We start from the raw sequence: 26,182 nt of genomic DNA on the forward strand, positions 1-26,182 counted from the left end.
AAAGTATTCGATTTTTAATAATAACCGCCGGTTTTATGGTCATGCCATTCCATTCTTCAGGAGCCCGGCATGGCGACGAAACGAGCGGAGGCGCTTTCAGCGCCGCGCGGCGGAGACGGGACGTTTGCCCAGCTGCCCGCGATCCTGCCGGGGCTGGTGCTCTGTGTCGGGCTGGCGGGGCTGTCCTACGCGGTCGCCGCCTGGCCGGCGCTCAATGCGGTCGTGCCGCTGAGCGCGCTCACCGTCGGTATTCTCTTCGGTGTGGGCGTGCGTCTGTGCGTGTCGTTGCCGGCGGCGGTCGAGCCGGGGGTGCGCTGGACGCTGCATTATCTGCTGCGCGCGGGCATCGTCCTGCTCGGTTTCCGGCTCGTGTTCCAGGACATGCTCACCGTCGGCGCCGGCGGTCTGGCCCTGGTCGTGCTCGCGGTGGCGAGCACGCTGGCGCTGGCGGTCGTGGCCGGCCGTGCGCTCGGCCTGCCGGATACGCTCAGCGTGCTGGTGGGGTCGGGTACGGGCATCTGCGGCGCCTCCGCCGTGGTCGCGGTCGACGGCGTGATCCGGGGCCGCGAACAGGATGTGGCCTGTGCGATCGCCATCGTGACCGTGTTCGGCACCGTCGCCATGTTCGCCTACCCGGTGATTGCGGCCCATCTCGGGTTGAGCGAGGCTGCCTATGCCGCCTGGGCCGGCAGCTCCATCCACGAGGTCGCCCAGGCGGTGGCGGCGGGCTTCGCCTTCGATGCCCAGGCCGGCGTGGACGCCAGTCTGTACAAGCTCTCGCGCGTCGCCCTGCTGGCCCCGGTCTGCGCGATACTGGCGTTCTGGTGGCATCGCCGGGCCGGCGGATCGGGGCAGGAGAAGGCGACGGGCCGCGCGCCGTTTCCATGGTTCGTGGTGATGTTCGTGGTCATGGTGGGACTGAATTCGGTGCTGCCCTTGTCGACGGATCTGCGCGACGGTCTCGTGGCGGTGGATTCGGCGCTGCTGGCCGCGGCGATGGTCGCCATGGGCCTGCAGACGCGTCTGGTCGCGGTCGCGCGGCTCGGCTGGCGGCCGTTGGCGCTGGGCGCGCTGGTGGCGGTCTGGATCAGTCTGTTGGCGCTGGGCGGGGCGCTGATCGTCAGCTGAGCCGCTGCCGGCGCTCGCGCACGGGCCGACGCTCTGATTTAATCGCCGGTCGATTCGATTCTCGACGGTGAAGCGATGTCGATTCCGGTCTCGATGCTCGCGATCGCGTTGGGCGCGGCCTGTGGCGCCAATCTGCGCTGGGCGCTGGGCCTGGGTCTGAACGCACTCTTTCCGAACCTGCCCCCGGGCACGCTGGCCGCGAATCTGCTCGGGGCCTGGCTGATCGGGATCGCCATCGCGGTGTTCGCGGCGCTGCCGGAACTATCGGCGTTCTGGAAGCTGGCGGTGATCACCGGCTTTCTCGGCGCGCTGACCACCTTCTCCACCTTCTCCGCCGAGATATTCACCCAGATCCAGGCCGGCCGCCTCGGCTGGGCCGCCGCGGGCATCGCGGTGCACGTGGCCGGCTCGCTGGCCATGACCGCGCTGGGACTGGGTACAGTGGCCATTCTGCGTCAACTGCTCGGAGTCGCACGATGAAGGGTTTCGAAGTGATATTCATGGCCCCGCGCTCGCGCGCACACGACGGTCGGCCGGTGCTTGATGCGGTCGCCGACATCGCCCGCCGCCAGGGCGTGACGCGCTCGACCCGACGGGTCGATGCCGAAGGCACCGGGGTCAGCGGCCATGCCCACGCGGCGCACTTCTTCGAGCTGGCCGACGAGCCCGAGGAGCTGATGTTCGTGCTCGACGGCGGCGAGGCCGACGCGCTCATCCGCGCGGTCGAGGAGGAGGAGATTGCGGTGTTCTGTCTGCGCCGCGCCATCGACTACTGGCAGTTCGGTTCGGCCGAATAGCTGCCGCGGCACCCGAGGTGCGTCGAGCGCCCGCGGCACACGGCCGGCAAGCCGGGCTGCGACGGGCGCCGCTTGCCGCCCGCGTGGCAAGCGTGGCGGGCTCGAACAGGCCATCCGGGCCCGATTCGAACGCTGTTCCGCGGCGGAATGAGGTGAAGTCAGTGCCGCACGGTCGCGCTGCGCGAGCGTACCGGGACGCGCCGGATTGGCATCTCGTGGGTGTCATGAGCGCCTGATCCGAAGGGGCGCGCCGCCCATCGCGCCCCGGGGCGTGGCGAGTCTCGAACGTCGCTCGCCACGCGTGCCGAATCAGCCCCGCGGGTGCGATCGGCGGTCTGCGACGCGGCGTTCGGACGACGTGCCGACAGGCTTCAGATCGCTTTCTGGTTGACCCGCTTCGACAGCACTTCGGGGCTTTCGCGGCGCTCCGAGTAGCGCTCGGTCAGATAATCCGTGTGGTCGCGCAGCAGGCGCGTGAACTTCACCAGTTCCTCCATCACGTCTACCACGCGGTCGTAGTAGGGCGAGGGGTGCATGCGCCCGGCCTCGTCGAACTCGTTGAAGGCCTTGGGCACCGACGACTGGTTGGGGATGGTGACCATGCGCATCCAGCGCCCCAGTACGCGCAGCGTGTTGACCACGTTGAACGACTGCGAGCCGCCACAGACCTGCATCACCGCCAGCGTGCGGCCCTGGGTTGGGCGCATGCCGCCGATCGACAGCGGCAGCCAGTCGATCTGGGACTTGAACACGCCGGAGACATTGCCGTGGCGCTCGGGGCTGCACCAGACCTGGCCCTCCGACCAGAACGACAGCTCGCGCAACTCGGCGACCTTCGGATGCTCGGCGTCCCCGTCATCGGGCAGCGGCAGGCCGTGCGGGTCGAAGATGCGCGTCTCGGCTCCGAACGCCTCGAGCAGGCGGGCGGCTTCCTCGGTGAGCAGCCGGCTGTAGGAGCGCTCGCGCAGCGAGCCGTAGAGCAGCAGGATGCGCGGTGCATGATCGCTGCTGGCGGGCGTGGCGTCTTCACGCACGGTCAGGTGTTGTGGCTCGAGATTCGGCAGGTCGTTCATGGGCGTGTCGGTATCGGTTCGCGATCGGGGAAGGTCACTGACCCAGCACCGCCAGCCAGCCGGCCAGCGCGGTCAGGGTGACAAGCAGCACCGGCACCGTCAGCACGATGCCGATCCGGAAATACTGGCCCCAGCCGATGGTCAGGCCCTTGCGGGCGAGTACGTGCAGCCAGAGCAGGGTGGCGAGACTGCCGATCGGCGTGATCTTGGGCCCGAGATCCGAGCCGACCACGTTGGCATAGATCATCGCCTGCTGGGTGAGATCGCTCACCTGGCTGGCATCGATCGAAAGCGCCACCACCAGCACCGTGGGCATGTTGTTCATGATCGACGACAGGAAGGCGGCCAGGAAGCCGGTGCCGACGGTCGCCACCCACAGCGACTGGTTCGACAGCAGATCGAGCACGCCCGCGAGCTGGGCGGTCAGGCCCACGTTCTGCAGGCCGTAGACCACCAGATACATGCCCAGCGAAAAGACCACGATATCCCACGGTGCGCCGCGGATGACCTTCATGTTGTCGACCACGTGCCCGCGGGCGGCGACCGCCAGCAGCACGGCGGCGCCGATGGCCGCGACCGCGCTCACCGGCACGCCCAGCGGCTCGGCGACAAACAGGCCGACCAGCAGCAGGCCCAGCACCCACCAGCCGGCGGCGAACACGGCCGGGTCGCGGATGGCGGACTGCGGCTCGCGCAGGTCGCTCGGGTCGAATCGCGCCGGGATTTCGCGCCGGAAATAGGCATAGACCACGCCGATCGAGGTGATCACCGAGACGATATAGACCGGCGTCATCACCGCCGCATAGCGGCCGAAGCCGAGATCGAAGAAATCCGCCGAGACGATATTGACCAGGTTCGAGATCACCAGCGGCAGGCTGGCGGTATCGGCGATGAAGCCGGCGGCCATCACGAAGGCCAGCGTCGCGCCGGCCGAAAACCCGAGCGCGAGTAGGATCTCGAACACGATCGGCGTGAGGATGAGCGCCGCCCCGTCGTTGGCGAATACCGCCGAGACCAGCGCGCCCAGCAGCATGACCAGCACCAGCAGGCGCGGGCCGCGCCCGCCGCCGTAGCGGGCCACATGAAGAGCCGCCCATTCGAAGAACCCGGCCTCGTCCAGCGTCAGGCTGATCAGGATGATCGCCACGAACGTGAAGGTCGCGTTCCAGACGATCCCCCAGACCGTGGCCACGTCGGACAACCCGACCACGCCCGTGGCGAGTGCGACGATCGCGCCGGCCGCCGCGCTCCAGCCGATGCCCAGCCCGCGCGGCTGGGCGATCACCAGCGTGAGCGTGGCGACGAAGATCAGAATGGCGATGACGGTCATGAGCGATCCTGGGCAGCGATAGATCGGGCCGCGGCGCGGCCCGGGGCCGGGCTAGCGGGACGTGGCGCTTTGCTCGGCGAGCAGGGCACGCACGTGCTCGCGAATGCGATCGCGCGTATCTGCGAATATGGCGGCGACCTCGGCGTCGCTGCCAGTCGCCCCGGCCGGATCGTCGATCGGCCAATGCTGCTTGTTCGTGCCGGGCGGCAAGAGCGGGCAGTGTTCGTCGGCATGGCCACAGACCGTGATCACCCGATCGGCCCAGTCGAGATCGGCGTCGGCCAGGATCGCCGACTGCTGGCCCGAGATATCCACGCCGGCCGCATCCATGGTCGCGACCGCGTTCGGGTTAAGCCCGTGGGCCTCCAGGCCGGCCGAGCGTACGGCGATCGCGTCGCCGCCCAGATGCCGGGTCCAGCCTTCGGCCATTTGCGAGCGGCAGCTGTTGCCGGTGCACAGGTAGAGAATATTCATCGAAAGTCCTTGAACAACGGGGCGAATCAGTTGCTGCAGCGCCCGTCCGGGCGGTCGGGCATATGAGCCAGGCGGCGGGCGTCATCGGCGAACGGCGGGCTGTCGGCGTGTTCGGCGACCACGGCGTCCAGTGTTGTGCGTGTCCATGGGGCCAGGGTGTCGGCCAGGCGGTAATGCACCCAGATGCGTTCGCGTCGATCGGCCACCAGGCCCGCCTCGCGCAGCAGCTTGAGATGGCGCGAGATCTTGGGCTGCGAGAGTTCCAGCGCGTGCACCAGTTCGCAGACGCACAGCTCGCCGTGGGTGACGATCAGCGCCAGACAGCGCAGGCGCGTGCTGTCGCCCAGGGCCTGGAAGACGGCTTCCGGCGCCGGCGCGACGGCCGAATGTTCTGTCGCGGCGGACGCGCTCATGCGTCGGCCTCCGCGTCATCGGTCGATTCCATACGGCCGATCGCATCGACTTCCGACTGCAGCCGGATACGATCGAGCGAGGCGATCGGTAGATTGGCGAACAGCTGGATACGCGCACGCATGGCATAGAAGGCCTTGCGAAACGCCTGCCGGCGCTTTGCCTCGTCGCCTTCAACCTGGGACGGATCGTCGATGCCCCAGTGCGCCGTGACCGGGTGCCCGGGCCAGGTCGGGCAGGTCTGGCCCAGCGTCACGTCGCAGACGCTGAACACGAAATCCATCGCCGGGGCGTCGTCGCGCGTGAACACGTCCCAGTGTTTCGGGTAGAGCGCGTCGGCGGCGATCTGCATGGACGCCAGCAGCTCGGCGGCGAGCGGGTGGATGTGTTCGCCCGGCTCGCTGCCGGCGCTGAAACCGCGCAGGGACGTCTGCGAGAGGCTGTTGAGCAGCGCCTCGCCGAAGATGCTCCGGGCGCTGTTGTGGCGACACAGGAACAGCACGTTATAGGTTCGATCGGTATCGCTCATGGATGCGGCTCTCCGTATATTCGAAATTTAGAATATATGAAATATCGAATATTGCAAGCAGCGAGAGGTCGAAGCGCGCGTAGCGCGGGTTTTCTCAAGGGCTGGCGGCACGAATCGGCGACGGCACGCACGCGGGCAGGGCGCCGCGATAGCCGTGCCACCGTACGGGCCGATGCAGTGGCCGGGCGCCGATTCAACGCGCGGGCGTGCGAAGCGTGAGTGGGGCTACGCCCCGGCGGTCAGCAGATCGGGCAGGCGGCGATAGTCGGAAAAACGCGTCAGCACGGCCTGGGGATGGGCGCCGATCGCGCCGTGCGGGTCGTAGCCGAACACGCGCATGCCGGCACGCCGCGCGGCCTCGACGCCGGCGTCGCTGTCCTCGATCACGGCACAGCGTTCGGGGGCGACGCCGATCGCATCGGCGGCGTGCAGGAACAGGTCCGGCTCGGGCTTCCAGACGCCGAGGGGGTAGGCGCTGAATACGGCGTCGCCGAAATAGCCGGCCAGATCGGTGGCGGCGAGGGCGGCGGCCAGCTTCTTCTCGGGGCCGCTGGAGGCCACGCACAGCGCCAGACCGCGCTCGGCGATCGCCTCGATCGCGGCGTGCACGCCCGGCATCGGCTGCAGCGCCTGGCCGAACAGCTCGATCATGTAGGCGCGATAGCGGGGCGTGAAGTCGTCGGCCACGCGTACCCCGTGGCGCGCGGCCAGGGTGTCGATCATGGTCTCGAAGCGGCCACCGCGGAACTCGGCCTCGATCGCCGCGGCATCGAGCTCGATGCCGTGATCGTGCGCGAACAGGTCGGCCACGCCCTGGGCGTTGAGCAGCTCGCTGTCCACGAGGGTGCCGTCGCAGTCGAAGATCACGCCGTCGAACGGGCGGGCGTCGTCGCGGTCGGACATGGGCTCAGCCGGGACCGGGGTGGTCGTCGTTTTCGGCGCGGCGTTCGAGCGGGCGCAGGCGGCGCTCCTCGGTGGCAAAGCGCAGAACGCCGAACAGCGCCGTGAGCACGCCGGCGACGACCATCACGATCGCGGCCGCGAGCGCGGCGTCGTGCTCGAACCACTTCGCCACGATCGCGCCCAGCCCGGCCAGGGCCACGGCGGTACGGATATAGGCCAGCAGCGTGCGCTCGTTGGCCAGGCGCGAGCGCGACAGCGCCAGCCAGTCGCGCGCGATCAGCTGGGCGGGGTCGATGGCGTCGTAGGGGCTGCGGCGGCGTTTCAACGGCGTGACGATGGCGAGGCGGAGACGCCATTGTACGATCCGTACGTTTTCGGTTCCTTGAACGGCCTCGGCCGTCCCCCGCTTCAGTGCCCGTGGTGCGCGCAGTGCGCTGCCGGTGCCTGACGCGACAGATACCACAGTCCCAGGCCCACGACGCCGAACACGAGGTTCAGCCAGAAGGTGTAGTCGAGCTTGAAGAACTCCATCGAGCCGACGCCGGTCGCGGCCGCATCCGGCGCCCAGCCGGCGAGCGTGAAGACCACGTCGATCAGAAAGCCGGTGAGCACCATCGCGACATACAGCAGGACGCCGAGCTGCGCGGCCAGCTTCGTGCCGTAATAGCGGCGATAGACCAGCAGCATCGGGATCACGATCAGATCGCCGTAGATGAAGGCCAGCGCGCCGCCGAAGGAGATGCCGCCGTTGAACAGGGCTGCGGCCATGGGCACGTTGCCGACCGAGCAGACGAAGCTGACCACCGCGACCAGCGGTCCGACCAGCGCGTTCTCGATCATCTGCAGCCAGCTCACGCCGTCGCCGGAGGACAGGAACACCGCCTGCCAGAAGCTCTGCGGCACCCAGACGGCGATGGTGCCGGCAACCACGATGCCGATCACGATGTCCTTCCAGATCATCGACCAGTCCATGGCGAAGCGCGCCGCGGCCGTGCGCCAGCCGTCGAGGCTCAACGGACTCGGGACATCGCCGGCATCATCCGCCTGGTCATCGGATTCCGATGCGCGCACGCGCTCGAAGGCCGCGATCGGGCCGAACGCCTTCATCAGCAGCGCCATGATCGCGATCAGCACCACGCCGCCGACGAACTCCGCGACCACGAACTGCCAGCCCATCAGCGACCAGAGCACGAAGCCCAGCTCAACGACCAGATTGGTGGCCGCGATCATGAAGGCGAGGGCCGCGGTGACGTGCGCGCCGCGTAGAAAGACGCTGCGGCTCATCGCCGCCGCGGCGTAGGAGCACGAAGAGCTGATCGCGCCGAAAAAGCCCGCGCGCGCCAGTGAGGCGGGGCCGTCGTCGCCCATGACCTGCGCCATGCGGCGCTTGGGCACGAACGCCTGCACCGCGCCGGAGATCGCGAAGCCGAGGACCAGCGCCCAGAGCATCTTCCAGCCCATCCCCGCGATGGTGTAGAGCGTGTCGCCTGCCATGGAAACGAGATCCATAGGTGCCTCGTCGTCGGATGCAATGCATGAAATCGATAACTCGACCGTAGCCGTCGCCCCGGGGGTGGGATCAATCCGGATTCTTACGAGGGTCGTTCGGAGCGTTCAGTATTGATTGAACGCCGGCGACCGCATAGGCTGCGCGCATGCCGACCGATCCGCCCGCCGCCGTCTCCGTGTTCATCGAACGCATGGGCCTGTCCGCGCAGGCCGACGGCCTGCCGCGCATCGCCGGGCGCATGCTCGGCTGGTTCATTCTCCACGGCGGGCCGGCGAGTCTCGCGGACCTCGCCGAAGCGCTGGAAGTCTCCCGTGCCAGCGTCAGCACCAACGCCCGGGTGCTGCGCGACCTCGGCGTGCTCGAGGCCACGGCCCGCCCCGGCGACAGGCAGGACTACTACCGCCTGGCCGATCGCCACTATCTGCCGATGCTGGAAGGCTACGTCGAGCGCATGGCCACACTGCGCGATGCGCTGGCCACCGCCGAGCGCGATCTGCCCGACGACTGGCGCGACGCGCAGAGCCGGCTGGTCGACATGCACCGGTTCGTTGACACCGCGCGCGATCACACCCGCGATCTGATCGAGCGGCTGCGTCGCGACGAGCAAGGGTCGCCGGAGGGTGACGGGCATGGCTAGGGCGCCGACGGTGCGCCCGATCTGGATCGTCGCCGCCATCGTGGTCGCGCTCGCGGCCTGGCTGGCTTCGGGCATGATCGGCGGCGACGAGCCGGCGGCCGATGCCCCGGCGCCGGCCGAAACCGAGGCGCGCCCGGTGAGCGTCGCGGTGCGGGACTCGACCGCCGAGCCGGTCTGGCGCGAAGTCGAACTCAACGGCGAGACCGCGCCGGACCGCGCGGTCACGCTCCGGGCCCAGACCGCGGGCCGGGTCGAGGCCGTGGAAGCCCGGCGCGGCGCCCGCGTCGAGGCGGGCGAGGTGCTGGTGCGCATCGCCCTGGCCGACCGCGTGTCGGCCCGCCAGGAGGCGCGCGCCGTGGTCGAGCAGCGGCGGCTGCAGTACGAGGCCGTGCGCCGGATGTCGGAGAAGGGCTACCAGACCCGTACCGACCTGGCGCAGGCGAAATCCGATCTGGAGGCCGCCCAGGCGCGGCTGGCCGAGGTCGAGCAGGATATCGACGACACCGTCATCCGCGCGCCCTTCGACGGCGTGCTGGAGACGCGGCCGGTGGAGGTCGGCGACTATGCCGCGGTGGGCGACGAGATCGCGCGCGTGATCCAGCAGGACCCGTTCGTGGTCGAGGCCGATCTGGCCGAGCGCGACGTCGCGTTCGTCGAGACCGGCCAGTCCGGCCGCGCGCGCCTGATCGACGGCGAGACGGTCGAGGGCACCGTGCGCTATGTCGCCACCGAGGCCGACGAGGCCACCCGGACCTATGCGGTGGAACTCGAGGTCGACAATCCGGGCGGCCGCCTGGTCTCCGGCGCCTCGGCCAAGCTGTACCTGCCGCTCGAGCGGGTCGAGGCACACGCGGTGCCGGCGGATCTGCTCACGCTGGACGAGGCCGGCCGCATGGGCATCAAGACCGTGGACGCCAACGGCCGCGTGGCCTTTCACGCCGCGCGCGTGGCGCGGAGCACGGCGGACACGCTGTGGCTGTCGGGGCTGCCCGAGCATCTGCGCCTGATCACCAGCGGTCAGGGGTTCGTGCGCGCCGGCGACGCCGTGCGGGTGGTCGAGGAGGCCGAGGCTGCCGCCGGCGACCAGCGCCCCGCGGCGGCGGGGGCGGAGGGCGCCGGCACGCAATGAACGCGCTGATCGCGAGCGCCTTCTCGCGGCCGCGCACGGTCGTGCTCGGTCTGATCGTGATTCTGGTCGCGGGCGTGATCGTCTACAACGGCATCCCCAAGGAGTCCTCGCCCGATATCACCATCCCCACGATCTACGTGTCGATGACGCATCAGGGGATATCGCCGGAGGACGCCGAGCGTCTGCTGGTCAAGCCGATGGAGCAGGAGCTGCGCGCCATCGAGGGCCTGCAGGAGATGAGCGCGACGGCCTCCGAGGGCCACGCCAGCGTGATCCTCGAGTTCGAGGCCGGCTTCGACCCGGACGCGGCCCTCGACGATGTCCGCAACCAGGTCGACATCGCCAAGTCGGAACTGCCCGACGAGACCGATGAGCCCACCGTCAACGAGATCAACGTCGCGCTGTTTCCGGTGCTGGTGATCAATCTCTACGGCAACGTTACCGAGCGGGTGCTGGTGACCCTGGCCGAGAACGCCCAGGACGAGATCGAATCCATTCCCGGCGTGCTCGAGGCCGACATCGCCGGCGACCGAGAGGAGCAGATCGAGATCAACATCGATCCGCTGCGCCTGGAATCCTACGGTCTGTCGCTGGAGGAGGTGTTCAACTCCGTCCAGCAGAACAACCAGCTGGTGCCGGCCGGGGCGCTGGAGTCGGGTTCGGGGCGCTTCTCGATCAAGGTGCCCGGCGTGATCGACAACCTCGACGCGCTGCGGGCCACCGCGGTCAAGCGCGCGGGCGATCAGGTCGTCACGGTGGCCGATGTGGCCAGCGTGCGCCGGGCCTTCGCCGATCGCGAGAGCTTCGCCCGGCTCAACGGCCAGCCCACGGTCGCCCTCGAAGTGACCAAGCGCATCGGCGCCAACATCATCGACACCAATCGCGCGGTGCGCGCGGCGGTGGCCGACATGCAGCAGGGCTGGCCGGAGGCCATCCGGGTCAACTTCTCGCAGGACGAGTCCGAGGACGTCACCCGGCTGCTGGGTGATCTCCAGAACAACGTCGTCAGCGGCATCCTGCTGGTGATGATCGTGATCGTGGGCATTCTGGGCCTGCGCGCGGGCACGCTAATGGGCGTGTCGATTCCCGGCTCCTTCCTGCTCGGCATCCTGGTGCTGGCCGGGCTCGGGCTGTCGGTGAACATCGTGGTGCTGTTCGCGCTCATTCTGGCGCTCGGGCTGCTGGTCGACGGTGCGATCGTGGTGGTGGAACTGGCCGATCGGTTTCTGGCCGAGGGCGAGGCCCGGGCCTCGGCCTACATGCACGCCGCCCAGCGCATGGCCTGGCCGATCATCTCCTCGACCGCGACCACGCTGGCGGCCTTCGCGCCGCTGCTGTTCTGGCCGGGCGTGGTCGGCGAGTTCATGCGCTACATGCCGATCACGCTGATCGCGGTGCTGTCGGCCTCGCTGGCCATGGCGCTGGTCTTCGTGCCCACGCTCGGCGCGGTCATCGGCGGCTCGGCCCCGGACGGCGCCGCCGCGGTCTGGCAGCCCGGCCAGCCACTGCGCGGCTTCACCGGCGCCTACGTGCGCACGCTCGAGCGCTTCGCCCGACACGCCGGCAAGACCCTGCTCGCCGCGGTGCTGCTGTTCGTGGCCGCGATCGTCGGCTACGCCACGTTCGGCAAGGGCGTGGAATTCTTTCCCGACATCGCCCCCGACAACGCCGTGATCCAGGTCCATGCCCGTGGCCAGCAGTCGGTCGCGGAGTCGGATCGGCTGGTGCGGCGGGTCGAGGAGCGCGTGCTGGCCATGGATACGTTCGAGTCGGTCTACACCCGCACGGGGTCGGGCCAGTCGTCGTTTCGCGAGGGCGCCGCGGAGGATGTGATCGGCCAGATTCAGATGGAATTCAAGCCCTGGGGCGTGCGTCGGCCGGCCGACGCGGTGCTCGCCGAGGTGCGCACGGCCATCGCCGGCATCCCCGGCGTGCAGACCGAGGTCCAGGAACAGGCCCAGGGCCCGACCCAGGCCAAGCCGGTCGAGATCCAGATCGCGGGGCCGGGGATGGATGCGCTGGAAACGGCCACCGACTTCGTCCGGCGCGGCATGGCCGAGGTCGGCGGGTTCACCGACGTGCAGGATTCGCGCAGCGCCCAGGGCCTGGAGTGGCGCATGGACGTCGATCGCGCCGAAGCCAGCCGTTTCGGCGCCGATGTGGCCACCATCGGCCAGGCGATCCAGCTGGTCACCCAGGGCATCAAGGTCGGCGAATACCGGCCCGACGACGCCGACGACGAGATCGACATCCGGGTGCGTTTCCCGGAGTCGTCGCGCACCCTGGCCGACCTGGACGCCCTGCGGGTGCAGACCAGCGACGGCCGGGTGCCGATCGGCAACTTCGTCGAGCGCGTGCCCGCGCCCAAGGTCGAGAGCATCGAGCGCACCGACGGCCAGCGCACGATCACGGTCGAGTCCGGCGTCGCCGAGGACGCGCTGGTCGCCGAGCGCCTGGGCGCGCTGCGGGACTGGATGGGCGAGCACGTGGAATCGGCCGGGCTGGACCCGCGCGTGGATATCGCCTTCAAGGGCGAGGACGAGGACCTGCGCGACGCCGAAGCCTTCCTGTCCAAGGCCTTCGGCGTGGCCGTGGCGCTCATCGGCGTGATCCTGCTGACCCAGTTCAACAGCTTCTACCAGTCGTTTCTGATCCTCTCGGCGGTGCTGTTCTCGACCATCGGGGTGCTGCTCGGGCTGCTCGTCGCCGGCCAGCCCTTCGGCGTGGTGATGAGCGGTATCGGCGTGATCGCGCTCGCGGGTATCGTGGTCAACAACAACATCGTGCTCATCGACACCTACAACGTGAACCGCGCGGCCGGGCTCGATGCCTGGAACGCGGTGCGCCAGACCGGCGCCGAGCGCCTGCGTCCGGTCATACTCACCACCGTGACGACGATATTGGGCCTGCTGCCCATGGTGCTGCAGATGAACGTGGACATCATCGGCCGTTCGATCACCTTCGGCGCGCCCTCGACCCAGTGGTGGACCCAGCTCGCCACCGCCATCGTGGGCGGGCTGCTGTTCTCGACCGTGCTGACGCTGATCCTGACCCCCTGCCTGCTCGTGCTCGGCGCCCGCGCCGGGGACGCCTGGCAGCGGCGGCGGGGGCGCACCGCATGAGACGCGGCGCGCGGGCGATTGCGCTGGCGCTGGGCGCGATGCTGGTGCTGGCCGGGCCGGCACAGGCGGCGCAGAATCTGCTCGACACCTACGAGCAGGCGTTGCGCAACGACCCGGATCTGCTCGGCGCCGAGGCCGAAGCCGGGGCCGCGGGGGCGCGCTATCGCCGGGCCCGCGGACAGCTGCTGCCCCAGCTCTCGGCGAGTGCGAGCTATTCGACCGTCACCCAGGATCAGACCTTCGAGCGCCCCGAGAACGACGGCGCGACCGGCGCCGATTTCTTCGCCACCGACGACGGTGCGACCACCTCCGACCAGCAGTCCTACTCGCTCGATCTCACCCAGCCGCTGTTCAACTGGCGCGCCTGGCAGGAAAAGGATGCCGCCGACGCCGAACGTGCGGCGGCGCGCGCTTCGCTGTCGGTCGCCGAGCAGGACCTGATCGTGCGCGTGGCCCGGTCCTATTTCGACGTCCTCGCCGCGCGTGACGCGCTGCGGGCCGCGCGCGAACAGCGGCGCTCGATCCGGCGACAGCTCGATCGGGCCGAAGCCGCCTACTCGGCCGGCCTGGAGCCGATCACCGATCAGCAGGAGGCCCGATCGAGCCTCGACAGCGCCGAGGTCGACGCGATCACCGCCGAGAACGAGCTGGCCTCGGCCCGGGATGCGCTGATCGCGCTCACCGGCCGTTCGCCGTCGGCCCTGTCGGGCATCGACGTCGACACCGCGGTGCCCGAGGCGGAAAGCCCGGCGCAGCGCGACCGCGAGGCCTGGCTGGTCACCGCGCTGGATCGTTCGCCCCGGATCGCCTCGGCGCGGGCGAGCTGGCGCGCGGCGCGCCAGCGCATCGCGGCCGAGCGCGGCGGCCACCTGCCCACCGTCGACCTGGTCGGCAGTATCGGCCGCCAGGAGCAGTTGTTCCCCATCGGCGGCGGCCAGGCCAATCTCATCGACGAGACCCGCTCGATCGGCGTGCAGTTGCAGATGCCGCTGTTCTCCGGCGGTGCGACCCGCGCCGCGGTGGCCGAGGCCGAGTACGAGGCCGAACAGGCGCGGCTGGATCTGATCGCGGCACGCCGGCAGCTGATCATCGACATCAACGACGCCTGGCGCGACGTGGACGCGACCCGGCGCCGGCTGGCCGCGCTCGAGCGCGCCATCGACTCGGGACGGACCGCGCTGGAGGCCGCCCGGGCCGGCTATCGACTGGGCAACCGCACGATACTGGACGTGATCGACGCCGAGATCACGCTCGTCCAGCGTCGCGCCGATCGCAAGCAGGCGTGGTACGACCACGCGCTCGCCCGGCTGGAGCTGCGGGCGGCCGCGGGGGTGCTCGGTTTCGACGCCCTGGCGCGTATCAACGCACGTCTGCACGGGGCGCCGGCGATGGCCGGAGACGGCGCCCGGGGCTGAACCGGTGGCGGGCTGCTATAGTGACAATCCGTGCTGTCAGACCGGCCGCCGCCGCGCGCCGACGCCGGTTTCGAGGGCGCGTCATAATTCGATGAACGACGACTGCGAGGAGACGGCCGCGCCCGCCCGGCGGCCCCGGCCATGGACGGACATTTTCTCTATCTGAGCATCGATACCTGGAAGTATCTGTCCATGCCGGTGATCAGCGCGATCGTCGGCTATGTGACCAACGTGGTCGCGATCCGGATGATGTTCCATCCGCTCCACTTCGTCGGCTTCTGGAAACCGTATCTGGGCTGGCAGGGCATCGTGCCCCGCAAGGCCTCGAAGATGACCGGCATCGCCGTGGACACCATCACCGAGTCCCTGATCACGGAGGCCGAGATCTTCGGCCGGCTGGACCCGGAGCGCGTGGCCGCCGAGCTCGAACGGCCGATGATCGAGCTCACCGACGAGATCACCGACAGCGTCATGCGCCGCCATCACCCGGGGCTCTGGGAGGCGCTGCCGCAGGTGGTGCGCAGCCGGATCAAGCACCGGGTGCGGGCCCAGGCCCCGGCGATCATCCGCGAACTGATGACCGAGGTGCGCACCAACGTGCGCTACATGTTCGATCTCAAGGGCATGATCACCCGCGTGCTGGTGCGCGAGAAACACCTGCTCAACCGCATCTTCCTCGAGACCGGGCGCGCCGAATTCGTGTTCATCGGCCGTTCGGGCGCCTATTTCGGCTTCGCCTTCGGCCTCGTGCAGATGCTGATCTGGATGTTCTTCCAGCCCTGGTGGCTGCTGCCGGCCTTCGGTCTGCTCGTGGGCTGGGCCACCAACTGGCTGGCACTGAAGATGATCTTCAACCCGAAGAATCCGATCCGCATCGGCCCGTTCCGGATCCAGGGGCTGTTCTTCAAGCGCCAGGGCGAGGTCGCGGCCGACTACGGCAGCCTCGTGGCCACCCAGATTCTCACGCCGGCCAACATCCTCGAGGAGATCCTCACCGGCCCCTACGCCGAGAAGCTGTTCGAGCTCGTCCGGCGCGAGGTCGAACACGCCATCGACGACAGCGCGAGCGTGGCGCGCCCGTTCGTGACCTGGACGCTGGGCAGCGCCGACTACGAACGCATCAAGGCCGAGGCCGTGCGCGAGGTGGTCGCGCGCATGCCGGGGACGCTGTCGCACATGACCGGCTATGCCGAGAACGCGATGGCGATCCAGGACACGCTGGTCTCGCGGCTGCAGCAGCTCACGCCGCGCCAGTTCGAAGGCATGCTGCGTCCGGCCTTCGAGGAGGACGAGTGGATCCTGATCGCGGTCGGCGCCGCGCTCGGGCTGATGGTCGGCTGGTTCCAGCTCGTCGTGCTGTTCTCCAGTGTGTTCACCGAGCGTTTCGGCAGCCTGCCCGGCTTCGGCTGATCGGCCTGCTGGCGCCGGACCGGTCCCGTCCGGCACGATGCCGGGCTTGTCGCGGCGCGCGCCGCAACCGAGAGCGAGTATCGCCATGGCAACCAGGAAGAATCTGCGCCCGCGCACGCCCCGGCCGCTGCAGATGCTGCGGCAGGCCGCCCGCGCGGCCGAGGAATGGCCGGTGACCGGCTCGGCCGTGCGCCGGTTTCACGACGCCGAGAGCTGGGCGCTCACCGAGCTCAAGCAGCGCCTCGACGCGATGGAGGCGGGGGCGACCGATCGGGCGCGCGTCGCCCGCGATCATCCGGAGCTGAGCGAACCGGCCGAGATGATGGCCGACCTGCTCGCGGCCTCCCGCAGCGTGGACCCGGACGCGGCGCGCATCCAACTCTATCGGCAGACGCTGTCGCGGCTGGTCCCCGATCAGGTCGCGATGCTGGCACTGCTGGCCGAGCGCGAGATCGCACCGCTGTGTCATGTCGCCGCCGGCCGGCTGCCGGCCGGACCGGTGAGCGTGAACGTGCTCACCAACGCCAGTTCGCTGGGCCGCGACGCCGGCGTGCTGCTGCGCGAGTACGTGCCGCAGTACATGACCGAGCTGCTGGCGCTTGGCGTGTTCCAGATCGGGCCCGAGGACGAGCGGCTGAGCGATCAGTACGAACTGCTGCTCGCCGACACCCAGATCCGTCGGACCATGGATCACGTGCGCCGCGAACTCAAACTCTATCCGCGCCTGCAGCGGCAGTCGGTGCGCCTGAGTGCCTATGGCCTGGCGCTGTGGCAGGACTGCAGGCCGACCCCGCCGGCACGCGAGGAGGGCACGCCGGCCGTGCGCTGATATGCTCCTTGTCAGTGCCGGATGAGACGGCGATTGCTGACAGGACGCTGACAGAACCGATGGAGGAGAGGCCCATGGCCGAAGCCGAGCGCGACACGCTGAACGTCTGGGATGTGCTCAAGCCCACGCCGGACAAGCTGCGCGGCGCGGACCGCCTGCTCAAGGGGGCCGGGCTGCTGCTGCAGTCGAAGTTCCGGGATCGGATGACGATCGCAACGCTGCTCGAGGCGCATGCGGGTCGGCGGCCCGAGCATCCGGCGCTCACCTTCGAGGGCCAGCGCTGGACCTACGCCCAGTTCAATGCGCTGGCCAACCGCTATGCGCGCACCTTCAAGGCCGGGGGCATCGGCGCCGGGGACGTCGTCGGCGTGCTGCTCGACAATCGGCCCGAGGCGTTGATCGCGGTCGCGGGCCTGGCCAAGCTCGGCGCCGCCGCAGCGATGTGCAACACCAAGCAGCGGGGCGAGGTGCTCGCCCACAGCCTGGGCACGGTCGAACCGCGGGCCCTGCTCGTCGGCGGCGAGCTGTACGCCGCCTTCGACGCGATCCGCGACGATCCGCGCGTGGCCGGGCTGGACCCGGTCTGGTTCGTCCCCGGCGGCGACCTGCGCACCCCGCCGGCCGGCTGTCGCGACTTTCTCGCGGAAGCCCGCAATCGCGCCGCCGGCAACCTCGACGACGCCGCCGCCGTCAGCCGCGACGCCACCTGCTTCTATATCTTCACCTCCGGCACGACCGGCATGCCCAAGGCCTCGCGGATGAGCCATGCGCGCTGGCTGCGCGGCGGCGCGGCGATGGGCCTGGCCGGCCTGCGGCTGACGCCGGCGGATCGCTTCTATTGTCCGCTGCCGCTGTATCACAACAACGCGCTGACGGTGTCGTGGTCGTCGGTGCTGTGCGCCGGGGCCACCTTCGCGCTGGCGCCGAAGTTCAGCGTGTCGAACTTCTGGCCCGACGTGCGCCGCCATCAGGCCACGGTGTTCTGCTACATCGGCGAGCTGTGCCGTTATCTGCTCGCCGCCGAGCCGAGCGCCGACGACCGCGATCACGCGGTGCGGGCGGTCATCGGCAACGGTCTGCGGCCTGATATCTGGGACGCGTTCAAGTCGCGTTTCGGCATCGAGCGCATCTGCGAGTTCTACGGTGCCAGCGAAGGCAATCTGATCTTCGTCAACGGCTTCAACATGGATCGCACCGCGGGCTTCTGTCCGCTGCCGTTCGCGGTGGTCGACTATGATCCCGAGACCGAGGCGCCGGTCAGCGACGAGCGTGGGCGCATGCGTGAGGTCGGCAAGGGCGAGGTCGGTCTGTTGCTCAACAAGGTCACGGACTTCGCGCCGTTCGAGGGCTACACCGACCGCCGAGCGAGCGAGGCAAAGCTCTTTCGCGGCGTGTTTAAAAAGGACGACTGCTACTTCAACACCGGCGATCTGGTGCGCCGCCAGGGCATGCGCCACATCGCCTTCGTCGACCGCCTCGGCGACACCTTTCGCTGGAAGGGCGAGAACGTGGCCACCACCCAGGTCGAGAACGCGCTCAACGCCCATCCGGCGATCGAAGAATCGGTGGTCTACGGCGTCGAGGTGCCGCATAACGACGGGCGCGCGGGCATGGCCGCGATCACGCCGGCGAACGACATCGCGGATATCGACTGGGCCGGCCTCGTGGCGCACCTGCGCGAGGAGCTGCCGGGCTATGCGATCCCGGTGTTCATCCGGCCGCGGCCCGAGCAGGAGGTCACCGGGACGATGAAATACCGCAAGGTCGAACTCAAGAAGCAGGCCTACGCCCCCGAGGATGACGAGCCGGTCTACGTGCTCGTCGCGGGCGACGAGCGCTACGCCCGCCTCGACGACGAGACGCGCCGCGCGCTCGAGGCCGGTGAGCTGGCCCTCTGAGTCGGGCGTGGCGCAGACCGGTCGGGGTCAGTCCCCGGCGGGCGCCTGCCGGTCCAGCGGATCGTGGGCGCCTTCGGTGGGTTCGTAGTGCTGGGCGCCGAAGATCATGGCGCGGAACAGGATCTTGGCTTCGCGCGCCATTTCCCGGTCTGACAGGCCGGTGCCCTCGTTGAGCCACTCGGCCACCAGTTCGTTGAACATGCCCACCAGGGCGATCGCCGGCAGGTGATAGTCGCGGGCCGGGAGCATGCCGTTCTCGGCCATCAGATCGGCGTAGCGCTGGATGATGTCGGCCAGATCATGGGTCATCTGCCGGCGTTTCTTCTCCATGACCTCGGAAACGCCGACGGCCTCGATGCAGAGGATGCGGCCGCGCCGCGGGTCCTCCAGTAGAAAGAAGATCGCGGATTCGATCGTGTCCGCCACCCGCTGGGTCAGCGGGGTACGCGGCTCGGTCAGCGCCGTGCGGATGATCTCCTCCATGCGCGCGACCAGGAAGCCGTGTACGGCGTGGAGGATGGATTCCCGGCCCTCGAACTGCTCGTAGAAATGCCGGGTGGAGACCTTGGCGTGGGAGCAGACCGCCTCGATCGGCGTGGCGGCGTAGCCGCGCTCGCCGAAGAGTTCGATGCCGGCGGCGATCAGCCGATCATGGCGCTGGGCACGCAGTTCCTCGGCCGAGAGGCCGCGATAGCCGCGCCGCCGCTGGCGCTTGCCCGGAGAGTTCTGTCGAGTGTCTGTCACGGATTCATCCCTGTTGACGCCTCGTAGGGGCTTGGTATTATCTGAAAACTCGTATTTTTGAAAATAGATGTTGTCGGTCGTATCCCTTGACATGGGGACGGTTCCGCCATCGGCAACCCGCTGGACTCGAGGCCGCCATGACAGGCTTTATCATCGCGCTTCTACTGATCGGACTCTATTGGACATTGCTCTACCGCGGCGTGTCGCTCGCGGTGTTCACGGGCGTGACTGCGGCGGTGGTCGTGGCCCTGGCCGCGACCGGTCTGATCGGCCCGGTCGGGTTCGTGATCACCGCCCTGGTACTGGGGCTGGGGCTCGCACTGTTCAACATCGTGCCGCTGCGCCGGCGTGTGTTGACCCATCGTCTCTACGGCATCTTTCGCAAGATCCTGCCGGAGATGGGGCAGACCGAGCAGCAGGCGCTGGAGGCCGGCGACGTCTGGTGGGAGGCCGAGCTGTTTCGCGGCCGCCCAGACTGGCAGCAGCTGCTCGATTTCCAGCTCACCCGCCTGAGCGAGCGCGAACAGGCCTTTCTCGATAACGAGACCGAGCAGCTGTGCACCATGCTCGACGACTGGCAGGTCAACTTCGAGCTCAAGGATCTGCCGGAAGAGGCCTGGGAATACATCCGCAACGCCGGCTTTCTGTCGATGCTGATCCCGAAGGAGCACGGCGGTCTGGGTTTCTCGGCCTACGGCCAGTCCTGTGTGGTCGCCAAGATCGCGACGCGCTCGATCGCCGCCGCGGTGACCGTGATGGTGCCCAACTCGCTCGGCCCGGGCGAGCTGCTGGTGCACTACGGCACCAAAGAACAGCAGGACAAGTGGCTGCCGGGGCTGGCCTCCGGTCGCGAGCTGCCGTGCTTTGCGCTCACCGGCGTGGAAGTCGGCTCGGACGCGGCCAAGATGCCGGACACCGGCGTGGTCTGTAAGCGCAGCGTCGACGGCGAGGAGGTCCTCGGCTTGTCGCTGACCTTCAACAAGCGCTATATCACCCTGGCGCCGGTGGCCACGCTCATGGGCCTGGCCTTCAGGCTCAAGGATCCGGACGGTCTGCTCGGTGATCCCGAGACCGTGGACTACGGCATCACCTGTGCGCTGCTGGCCACCGACACGCCCGGCGTGAATATCGGCCGCCGCAGCTATCCGGGCAACGCCTTCATGAACGGGCCGATCGAGGGCAGGGACGTGTTCGTGCCGATCGATGCCATCATCGGCGGGCCCAAGCAGGCCGGCAACGGCTGGCGCATGCTCTTCGAATGCCTGTCGGCGGGGCGCGGCGTGTCGCTGCCGGCACTGTCGACCGCCACCGGCAAGGGCATGTACGGCATCACCTCGGCGTATTCGCGCATCCGGCGCCAGTTCGGCACCGAGATCGGCAACTTCGAGGGCGTGCAGGAAGGCCTGGGCGTGATCGGCGGCTATGCCTATATCCTCGAGAACGTGCGCAATCTCACCGCCTCGGGCGTGGATCACTGCACCCCGGCGGTGGTCACCGCGATGATCAAGTACCACTCCACCGAGATGATGCGCACGGTCATCAACCACTCGATGGATATCCATTCCGGGCGCGGCATCATCATGGGCCCGCGCAATTATCTGGCCGCGGCCTATCAGGCGCTGCCGGTGGCGATCACGGTCGAGGGCGCGAACGTGATGACGCGCAGCCTCATGGTCTTCGGCCAGGGCGCGATCCGCTGCCATCCCTATGTCTACAGCGAAATGGAGGCCGCCCACAATCCGGACTTCAAGGCCGGGCTGGTCGAGTTCGACCGCCTGCTGTTCTCGCATATCGGCTATTCGGTGAACCGCATGGTGCGCGCGTTCACGCTGGGCGTGACGAATGCGAAGCTCGCCAAGGCGCCGGTTAAAAACGAGATGACGGTCTACTATCGCCATCTGGAGCGTTTCTCGGCGGCGCTAGCCTTCTGTTCGGATCTGGCGATGGGCACGCTCGGCGGCGCGCTCAAGCTCAAGGAATCGACCTCGGCGCGTCTTGGCGACGTGCTGTCGCATCTATATATGGCCTCGGCCACGCTCAAGGGCTTCGAGGTCAACGGCGGCACCGAAGAGGACAAGGTCCATGCGCGCTGGGCGATGGAATATCACCTGCACGAGATCGAGCAGGCCCTGCATGAGTTCGTGCGCAATTACCCGGTCAAGGCCGCCCGGCCGCTTCTCAGATGCGTCGCCCTGCCGCGCGGACGCCGCTTCCACGGCCCCAGCGATGCCACCAACAGCGCGCTATGCCGCATGATGCTGGGCATGAAACTCGATTCCGAATTCGGACGCCGCATGACCTACGACATCTATATCGGCCGGGGCGAGAACGACCCCACCGGCCGGCTGATCGGCGCCTACGAGAAGCTGCAGGCCATCGACGACGTCTACAGCGAGTTCCTGCGCGCCGCCAAGCACGGCGAGATCGAGGGTGAGAGCGTCGAGCAGCAGCTGGCCAGCGCGCTCGAGCGCGGCGTGCTCGACGCCGGGCAGGTCGATGCGATCCGCGAGTACGACCGCATGCGCTACGACGTGTTGCTGACCGACGACTTCAGCAAGGAATACCTGGCCAATCCGCTCTCCGAAGACACGCGTCGAGCCGAAGGCCGACCGGTCGATCTGCGGCAGGCCTCATGAGCCGGACGCTGCTCGGTGCGCATCGGGTGGATATGCCCGCCGGCTCGCTCGACGCGATCACGGGTATCGATCGGGCGGCCGAAGTCGATCCCGCGCAGGCCGGCCTGTCGCCGGCCGCGGTCGAGTCGGTCTGGGAGGGCGTGCGTGGGCTCTACCGCAGTGGCGCCTATCCGGCGATCACCTTCTGTCTGCGCCGGCGGGGGCGGATCGTGCTCAACCGTTCGCTGGGCCACGCCTACGGCCGCGGGCCGGACGAGCCACCGGAAACGCGCGCGCGGCTGGCCGAGCCGGATACGCCCATGTGCCTGTTCTCCGCGAGCAAGGCCGTCACCGCCATCCTCGTGCACAAGCTGGCCGAGGAGGGCGGCATCGACCTGGATGCGCGGGTCTCGCGCTATCTGCCCGAGTTCACAGGTGCCGGCAAGCAGCGCACCACCATCGCCCAGGTGCTCTCGCATCGGGGCGGCTTTCCCATGTTCGACATCGATCGCCGTCGCGCCGGCCCGGAGACGCTGGCCGACTGGGACGAATGCCTGCGTCTGATCTGCGCGGCCCCGGCCGAGACGGGCCGCCGGCGGATGGCCTATCACGCGATCACCGGCGGCTTCATCCTCGGCGAACTCATCCGCCGCGTGACCGGCGCGCCGCTGACCGAGTATCTCGACACGCGCCTGCGCCGGCCGCTGGGGATGCGCTATTTCACCTTCGGGCTGGACGGGCGCTCGCGTTCGCGGGTCGCGCGCAATTATGCCGCCGGCCAGCCGGTGCGCTTTCCGTTGTCGGTGGTGGCGCGTCGGGCGCTGACCGTCGGTTTCGAAGAAGTCGTGGATATTTCCAACCGCGATCTGTTCATGGACGCCGTCGTGCCCGCGGGCAATCTCTATTGCACGGCCGAGGAGTTGTCGCGCTTCTATCAGATGCTGGCCGACGACGGTGTGTACGCCGGCCGGCGGATCCTGCAGCCGGCGACGATCCGGCGCGCGACTCGGCCCGCCAATCGGCTGCGCTACGACCACACGCTCAGGATTCCCATGCGCTACAGCGAGGGTCTGATGCTGGGCGCCAATCCGGTCGGCCTGTACGGGCCGATGACCGGGCGCGCCTACGGCCATCTCGGGTTCATGAACATTCTCGGCTGGGCGGATCCGGCGCGCGAGGTCTCGGCCGGCCTGCTGGTCAGCGGCAAGGCCATCCTCGGCGGCCACCTGATCGCGCTGGGCCGGCTGCTGACCACCATCTCCTGGCGGTGCCGCGGCTGATGCGCGCGGATCGCCCTCCGGTCGATCGCCGCGACGCGGGCCCGCCCGCGGGCGCGGTCTGGCTGCGTGGCGGCATCGCGCTCGCCGCCGATGCCTTCACCGGTACGGTGGGCCTCGTTCAGGGCGTGCATCGCTCGATCACGCGCAGCATCGGGCGCATCAATCCGGCCGCCCATCCGGTCGGCCGGGTCAGCGACTTCGTCTACGGCCGCGTGCGTGATATCGGGAGTCTGAGTTTCGCCGGTGCCGGCCAGCTCGCCGGTCTGGCCGAGACCCTGGTGCCGGCGCGCAAGCGCGAGATACCGGCGCGGCTGTCGCTGGGGCTGCACAGCGCGCTCAACGGCGCCGTCGGCGATCATCTCGAGGCCAGCGGCAACGAACTCGCGCTACCGATGGATTTCGTCGCGGCCGACGGCCGGCCGATCGCGTTCACCCGGCACGGGCTCTCGGTCGGCCTCGACGACGCGCCGTCGCCGCGGCTGGTGGTGCTCATTCACGGCCTGGGCATGAACGACCGCCAGTGGCGTCGCGCCGGCCATGCCGACTTCGGCGAGCGGCTGGCGCGCGATCACGGCTATACCGCGCTGCGGCTGCGCTACAACAGCGGTCGGCATGTTTCCGAGAACGGGCGTGATCTGGCCTTTCGGCTGCAGGCGCTGTTGGATGCCTACCCGGTGGTACTCGAACGGATCACGCTCATCGGACACAGTATGGGCGGTCTCGTCGCCCGAAGTGCGGCCCATTACGCGCACGAGGCCGGTCTCGGCTGGCCGCGGCGGCTGGCGGACATGGTGCTGCTGGGCTCGCCGCACCTCGGTGCGCCGCTGGAACGGCTCGGCAGCCGCGTGACCCGTTCGCTGACGCGGGTGCCCTACACGCAGCCGTTCGCGCGCCTCGGCGATATCCGCAGCGCCGGGGTCAAGGATCTGCGCTACGGCTATCTGCGAGACGAGGACTGGCAGAAGGACGAGCGCGTCGGCGGCGACTACACCGCCAGCCCCGCCCTGCGGCCGCTCGATCACGTCGGCCATTTCCTGGTCGCGGCCACGCTAGGCCGACGCGAGGACGACCCGCTCGGCCGCTGGTTCGGCGATCTGCTGGTGCCGGTCGGCAGCGCCTTCGGCCATTCCCGTTCGCCCGGTCGGCGTTTCGTCGCCCGTGACCAGGACGGCCGCGTCTTCTACGGCATGAATCATTTCGCGCTGCTGCACCACGACGATGTCTATCGTGCGATCAGCGACTGGCTGGGCCCGCGCCTGGACGAGGCCTCGTCCGGCGACCGTTCAATTTGCCGCACAGGAGAGTGACCATGTCCGATCTGGAGCGCCGATTCCAGGAAGCCGTCGACAAGGTGCGTCATGCGCCGGCGGACGGCGCGTTCAAACCCTCCAACGATTTCAAGCTGAAGATGTACGCCCTCTACCGGCAGGCGACCGACGGCGACGTCACCGGTCGCAAGCCGGGGATGCTCAATCCCGTCGAGCGCTACAAGTGGCAGGCCTGGAAGGATGTCGAGGGCCAGTCGCGGGAACAGGCGATGGCGGCGTATATCGCCGAGGTCGAGGCCGTCGAGGCGCAGTACGGCTGAGCGATTCAGCCAGCGGCCGGCTCGGCGATGAGCCCGGCCAGCGTGGTACGGCCGCTGGCGGCCGCGGCCTCGGCGCGTACCGGGGCCGCCAGATGCGCCGAGCCGGCGCGCAGGGTGTCGGCGCAGGCGTCCTCGGCGGTGACCCGCTGGCCGAACTCGGCGAGAAAGGCCCGGCGTTCGGTGGCCGCGACCTCGAGAAGCCGGGCGCAGCGCGTCGGGCCCATCAGCGGCAGCTGGGTCTGGAGGGCGTCCCACAGATCGTTGGCCACCACCGAGTCGATCACGCTGCGCACCACGCGGGCGTCGTCGAAGGCGGGCTGGTCGGCGAGCCGTTCCACGGAGGCGTCCGGCAGTTCCCGGCCGATCGTCAGCAGCGACGGCCACAGGTCGTGCTCGGCCGCGGCGCGGATGAGCGAGTCCAGAATCTCGGCGCGCTGTGCCAGCGCGAGTTCGGCCAGCGCATGACGCGCCTCCGGGCCGATGCGCCGCAGGGTGGCGATGACTTCCGGCCAGAGATCCTCGGCCGCGGCGGCGTCGATTACGGCCCGGCGGCGTTCGGTGTCCAGATGCGCGATCACCGCGTCGAGGCGCTGGCTGTCCTCGACGAAGAAACTGATCTTGAGCAGATCCGCGCCGCTGTCGATGGCGTCGGTGGCCGCGAACAGCGTCTCGTCGGGCAGCACGTCGACGAAGCGGCCCATGGTGATGTATTCGCCGCGTGCGAGCAGCAGTCGGGTGATCGCCACCGAGCGCGCCACCGGAAAGCCGGCGATGATCGGCTTGGCCCGCTCCGGATCGAGTTCGAGGCAGGTGTCGGCGAGAAAGGTGTCCGACAGCCGCGACGACAGTTCGATCGCGCGGTCGGGCGGCATCTCCCCGGCGATCCGGCCGGAAAGCATGGGGCCGAGCACGCGTTCGGATATCTTTGCGCTGATCGTCAGCGGCAGCAGCGACGACAGCCGCGCAAAGCCGCTGAAACTCGGCCGGAACTTTTCAAACAGCGCGTCGGTGATGCCCTCGCGCAGCGTCCGCAGCTGGCCGGCTTCCAGATAGTCGAGAAAGGCGAGGCTGGCGGTATCGGTGTCGAGAATGCGGGCGAGCTTTTCCAGCTCGGCGCGCGCGGCCGGATCGTTCATCCGAGGAACAGCTTCTGCACGCGCCGGCGCAGAGGCGACGGCACCATCCGTACGGCGTCTTCCAGGGCGGTCTCGAGCATGCGCCGCTGGCCGGCTGCGGCCTGTTCCATCAGCCGTTCGAGGCGTTCGCGATCGTCCGGCGGCAGCCCGTCGAGAATGGCGCGGGCCCGCGAATTGAGGACCAGCCGATTGTCGTCTTCGCTCATGCCTGCCTCCGACGCGGC

At 68.9% G+C, this 26,182-nt stretch carries 25 protein-coding genes; 14 read left to right on the forward strand and 11 right to left on the reverse strand.

Annotated features, from left to right (window positions below):
* Nucleotides 1-69 precede the first annotated feature (69 nt).
* The 3 genes from SAOR_RS03295 (at nt 70) to SAOR_RS03305 (ending at nt 1,925) form a co-directional block, all read left to right on the forward strand.
* Nucleotides 70-1,128, forward strand: a complete 1,059-nt coding sequence (locus tag SAOR_RS03295) for a YeiH family protein (RefSeq protein ID WP_123630205.1) — start codon at nt 70-72, stop codon at nt 1,126-1,128.
* A 75-nt stretch (nt 1,129-1,203) separates the two neighbouring features.
* Entirely contained in the window at nt 1,204-1,608 is a 405-nt protein-coding gene (crcB, locus tag SAOR_RS03300) for a fluoride efflux transporter CrcB (RefSeq protein WP_425472092.1), read from the forward strand.
* The gene (locus tag SAOR_RS03305) at nt 1,605-1,925 is read left to right on the forward strand and encodes a putative PII-like signaling protein (protein ID WP_123630206.1); all 321 of its coding nucleotides are present in this window, start codon (nt 1,605-1,607) and stop codon (nt 1,923-1,925) included. Before crcB ends, SAOR_RS03305 begins: the two co-directional genes overlap by 4 nt.
* 371 nt (nt 1,926-2,296) lie before the next feature.
* Here the strand turns inward: SAOR_RS03305 and arsH are convergent, their stop codons facing one another.
* From arsH to SAOR_RS03345, 8 genes are all read right to left on the reverse strand, one after another.
* Nucleotides 2,297-2,998, reverse strand: a complete 702-nt coding sequence (gene arsH, locus SAOR_RS03310; RefSeq protein WP_123630207.1) for an arsenical resistance protein ArsH — start codon at nt 2,996-2,998, stop codon at nt 2,297-2,299.
* 34 nt (nt 2,999-3,032) lie between these two features.
* A complete protein-coding gene (locus SAOR_RS03315) occupies nt 3,033-4,328 on the reverse strand; it encodes an arsenic transporter (RefSeq protein ID WP_123630208.1) in 1,296 nt (431 codons plus the stop codon).
* 51 nt (nt 4,329-4,379) lie between these two features.
* A complete protein-coding gene (locus SAOR_RS03320) occupies nt 4,380-4,802 on the reverse strand; it encodes an arsenate reductase ArsC (protein ID WP_123630209.1) in 423 nt (140 codons plus the stop codon).
* Nucleotides 4,803-4,828: 26 nt separating this feature from the next.
* Nucleotides 4,829-5,215, reverse strand: a complete 387-nt coding sequence (locus SAOR_RS03325; protein ID WP_123630210.1) for a metalloregulator ArsR/SmtB family transcription factor — start codon at nt 5,213-5,215, stop codon at nt 4,829-4,831.
* A complete protein-coding gene (locus SAOR_RS03330) occupies nt 5,212-5,742 on the reverse strand; it encodes an arsenate reductase ArsC (protein WP_123630211.1) in 531 nt (176 codons plus the stop codon). Before SAOR_RS03330 ends, SAOR_RS03325 begins: the two co-directional genes overlap by 4 nt.
* 225 nt (nt 5,743-5,967) lie before the next feature.
* Nucleotides 5,968-6,645 (reverse strand): HAD-IA family hydrolase, encoded by a 678-nt coding sequence (locus tag SAOR_RS03335; protein WP_123630212.1) that lies wholly within the window; start codon nt 6,643-6,645, stop codon nt 5,968-5,970.
* Nucleotides 6,646-6,649: 4 nt separating this feature from the next.
* A complete protein-coding gene (locus tag SAOR_RS03340) occupies nt 6,650-6,970 on the reverse strand; it encodes a DUF202 domain-containing protein (RefSeq protein ID WP_123630213.1) in 321 nt (106 codons plus the stop codon).
* An 83-nt stretch (nt 6,971-7,053) separates the two neighbouring features.
* Nucleotides 7,054-8,154: a permease gene (locus tag SAOR_RS03345; protein WP_123630214.1), complete on the reverse strand. Its 1,101-nt coding sequence runs from the start codon at nt 8,152-8,154 to the stop codon at nt 7,054-7,056.
* A gap of 146 nt (nt 8,155-8,300) precedes the next feature.
* Here SAOR_RS03345 and SAOR_RS03350 point away from each other — a divergent pair, with 146 nt between their 5' ends.
* The 7 genes from SAOR_RS03350 to SAOR_RS03380 all read left to right on the forward strand — a co-directional run bounded on the left by SAOR_RS03350 (nt 8,301) and on the right by SAOR_RS03380 (nt 18,595).
* Nucleotides 8,301-8,792, forward strand: coding sequence for a GbsR/MarR family transcriptional regulator (locus SAOR_RS03350; protein WP_123630215.1), 492 nt, complete (start codon nt 8,301-8,303; stop codon nt 8,790-8,792).
* Nucleotides 8,785-9,921 carry an efflux RND transporter periplasmic adaptor subunit gene (locus SAOR_RS03355; protein WP_123630216.1) on the forward strand — a complete coding sequence of 379 codons (1,137 nt, stop codon included), beginning with the start codon at nt 8,785-8,787 and terminating at the stop codon, nt 9,919-9,921. Before SAOR_RS03350 ends, SAOR_RS03355 begins: the two co-directional genes overlap by 8 nt.
* Entirely contained in the window at nt 9,918-13,043 is a 3,126-nt protein-coding gene (locus SAOR_RS03360) for an efflux RND transporter permease subunit (RefSeq protein WP_123630217.1), read from the forward strand. Before SAOR_RS03355 ends, SAOR_RS03360 begins: the two co-directional genes overlap by 4 nt.
* Nucleotides 13,040-14,458 carry a TolC family outer membrane protein gene (locus tag SAOR_RS03365; protein ID WP_245965380.1) on the forward strand — a complete coding sequence of 473 codons (1,419 nt, stop codon included), beginning with the start codon at nt 13,040-13,042 and terminating at the stop codon, nt 14,456-14,458. The genes SAOR_RS03360 and SAOR_RS03365 overlap by 4 nt, the downstream gene beginning before the upstream one ends.
* A 141-nt stretch (nt 14,459-14,599) precedes the next feature.
* A complete protein-coding gene (locus SAOR_RS03370; protein ID WP_123630218.1) occupies nt 14,600-15,868 on the forward strand; it encodes a DUF445 domain-containing protein in 1,269 nt (422 codons plus the stop codon).
* Nucleotides 15,869-15,953: 85 nt separating this feature from the next.
* A complete protein-coding gene (locus tag SAOR_RS03375; protein ID WP_123630219.1) occupies nt 15,954-16,697 on the forward strand; it encodes an Abi-alpha family protein in 744 nt (247 codons plus the stop codon).
* 74 nt (nt 16,698-16,771) lie between these two features.
* Nucleotides 16,772-18,595: a long-chain-acyl-CoA synthetase gene (locus tag SAOR_RS03380; RefSeq protein WP_123630220.1), complete on the forward strand. Its 1,824-nt coding sequence runs from the start codon at nt 16,772-16,774 to the stop codon at nt 18,593-18,595.
* Nucleotides 18,596-18,622: 27 nt separating this feature from the next.
* Here SAOR_RS03380 and SAOR_RS03385 read toward each other — a convergent pair whose 3' ends face one another.
* Complete coding sequence (locus SAOR_RS03385) at nt 18,623-19,339, reverse strand: TetR/AcrR family transcriptional regulator (protein ID WP_245965381.1); 717 nt, start codon at nt 19,337-19,339, stop codon at nt 18,623-18,625.
* 137 nt (nt 19,340-19,476) lie between these two features.
* Between SAOR_RS03385 and SAOR_RS03390 the strand changes: the two genes are divergently transcribed.
* Genes SAOR_RS03390 through SAOR_RS03405 form a run of 4 tightly spaced genes read left to right on the forward strand, consistent with a single transcriptional unit; the run spans nt 19,477 to nt 24,822 of the window.
* Nucleotides 19,477-21,975, forward strand: a complete 2,499-nt coding sequence (locus tag SAOR_RS03390; RefSeq protein WP_123630222.1) for an acyl-CoA dehydrogenase — start codon at nt 19,477-19,479, stop codon at nt 21,973-21,975.
* Entirely contained in the window at nt 21,972-23,234 is a 1,263-nt protein-coding gene (locus tag SAOR_RS03395; protein ID WP_123630223.1) for a serine hydrolase domain-containing protein, read from the forward strand. The genes SAOR_RS03390 and SAOR_RS03395 overlap by 4 nt, the downstream gene beginning before the upstream one ends.
* The gene (locus SAOR_RS03400) at nt 23,234-24,541 is read left to right on the forward strand and encodes an alpha/beta fold hydrolase (RefSeq protein ID WP_123630224.1); all 1,308 of its coding nucleotides are present in this window, start codon (nt 23,234-23,236) and stop codon (nt 24,539-24,541) included. The genes SAOR_RS03395 and SAOR_RS03400 overlap by 1 nt, the downstream gene beginning before the upstream one ends.
* Nucleotides 24,542-24,543: 2 nt before the next feature.
* On the forward strand, nt 24,544-24,822 hold the full coding sequence (locus SAOR_RS03405) for an acyl-CoA-binding protein (RefSeq protein WP_123590567.1): 279 nt from the start codon (nt 24,544-24,546) through the stop codon (nt 24,820-24,822).
* Between the two features lie 5 nt (nt 24,823-24,827).
* Here the strand turns inward: SAOR_RS03405 and SAOR_RS03410 are convergent, their stop codons facing one another.
* The gene (locus SAOR_RS03410) at nt 24,828-25,958 is read right to left on the reverse strand and encodes a hypothetical protein (protein ID WP_123630225.1); all 1,131 of its coding nucleotides are present in this window, start codon (nt 25,956-25,958) and stop codon (nt 24,828-24,830) included.
* Entirely contained in the window at nt 25,955-26,164 is a 210-nt protein-coding gene (locus SAOR_RS03415) for a hypothetical protein (protein WP_123590565.1), read from the reverse strand. The genes SAOR_RS03410 and SAOR_RS03415 overlap by 4 nt, the downstream gene beginning before the upstream one ends.
* Between the last annotated feature and the right edge of the window lie 18 nt (nt 26,165-26,182).

Source organism: Salinisphaera orenii subsp. orenii MK-B5 (genome assembly GCF_003788635.1).
Classification (GTDB): domain Bacteria; phylum Pseudomonadota; class Gammaproteobacteria; order Nevskiales; family Salinisphaeraceae; genus Salinisphaera; species Salinisphaera orenii.

Bases quoted from the DNA above. Each gene is read 5' to 3' on its own strand.
- SAOR_RS03295 (WP_123630205.1), top strand. From the start codon at position 70: ATGGCGACGAAACGAGCGGAGGCGCTTTCAGCGCCGCGCGGCGGAGAC.
- crcB (WP_425472092.1), top strand. From the start codon at position 1,204: ATGTCGATTCCGGTCTCGATGCTCGCGATCGCGTTGGGCGCGGCCTGT.
- SAOR_RS03305 (WP_123630206.1), top strand. From the start codon at position 1,605: ATGAAGGGTTTCGAAGTGATATTCATGGCCCCGCGCTCGCGCGCACAC.
- arsH (WP_123630207.1), bottom strand. From the start codon at position 2,998: ATGAACGACCTGCCGAATCTCGAGCCACAACACCTGACCGTGCGTGAA.
- SAOR_RS03315 (WP_123630208.1), bottom strand. From the start codon at position 4,328: ATGACCGTCATCGCCATTCTGATCTTCGTCGCCACGCTCACGCTGGTG.
- SAOR_RS03320 (WP_123630209.1), bottom strand. From the start codon at position 4,802: ATGAATATTCTCTACCTGTGCACCGGCAACAGCTGCCGCTCGCAAATG.
- SAOR_RS03325 (WP_123630210.1), bottom strand. From the start codon at position 5,215: ATGAGCGCGTCCGCCGCGACAGAACATTCGGCCGTCGCGCCGGCGCCG.
- SAOR_RS03330 (WP_123630211.1), bottom strand. From the start codon at position 5,742: ATGAGCGATACCGATCGAACCTATAACGTGCTGTTCCTGTGTCGCCAC.
- SAOR_RS03335 (WP_123630212.1), bottom strand. From the start codon at position 6,645: ATGTCCGACCGCGACGACGCCCGCCCGTTCGACGGCGTGATCTTCGAC.
- SAOR_RS03345 (WP_123630214.1), bottom strand. From the start codon at position 8,154: ATGGATCTCGTTTCCATGGCAGGCGACACGCTCTACACCATCGCGGGG.
- SAOR_RS03350 (WP_123630215.1), top strand. From the start codon at position 8,301: ATGCCGACCGATCCGCCCGCCGCCGTCTCCGTGTTCATCGAACGCATG.
- SAOR_RS03355 (WP_123630216.1), top strand. From the start codon at position 8,785: ATGGCTAGGGCGCCGACGGTGCGCCCGATCTGGATCGTCGCCGCCATC.
- SAOR_RS03360 (WP_123630217.1), top strand. From the start codon at position 9,918: ATGAACGCGCTGATCGCGAGCGCCTTCTCGCGGCCGCGCACGGTCGTG.
- SAOR_RS03365 (WP_245965380.1), top strand. From the start codon at position 13,040: ATGAGACGCGGCGCGCGGGCGATTGCGCTGGCGCTGGGCGCGATGCTG.
- SAOR_RS03370 (WP_123630218.1), top strand. From the start codon at position 14,600: ATGGACGGACATTTTCTCTATCTGAGCATCGATACCTGGAAGTATCTG.
- SAOR_RS03375 (WP_123630219.1), top strand. From the start codon at position 15,954: ATGGCAACCAGGAAGAATCTGCGCCCGCGCACGCCCCGGCCGCTGCAG.
- SAOR_RS03380 (WP_123630220.1), top strand. From the start codon at position 16,772: ATGGCCGAAGCCGAGCGCGACACGCTGAACGTCTGGGATGTGCTCAAG.
- SAOR_RS03390 (WP_123630222.1), top strand. From the start codon at position 19,477: ATGACAGGCTTTATCATCGCGCTTCTACTGATCGGACTCTATTGGACA.
- SAOR_RS03395 (WP_123630223.1), top strand. From the start codon at position 21,972: ATGAGCCGGACGCTGCTCGGTGCGCATCGGGTGGATATGCCCGCCGGC.
- SAOR_RS03400 (WP_123630224.1), top strand. From the start codon at position 23,234: ATGCGCGCGGATCGCCCTCCGGTCGATCGCCGCGACGCGGGCCCGCCC.
- SAOR_RS03405 (WP_123590567.1), top strand. From the start codon at position 24,544: ATGTCCGATCTGGAGCGCCGATTCCAGGAAGCCGTCGACAAGGTGCGT.
- SAOR_RS03410 (WP_123630225.1), bottom strand. From the start codon at position 25,958: ATGAACGATCCGGCCGCGCGCGCCGAGCTGGAAAAGCTCGCCCGCATT.
- SAOR_RS03415 (WP_123590565.1), bottom strand. From the start codon at position 26,164: ATGAGCGAAGACGACAATCGGCTGGTCCTCAATTCGCGGGCCCGCGCC.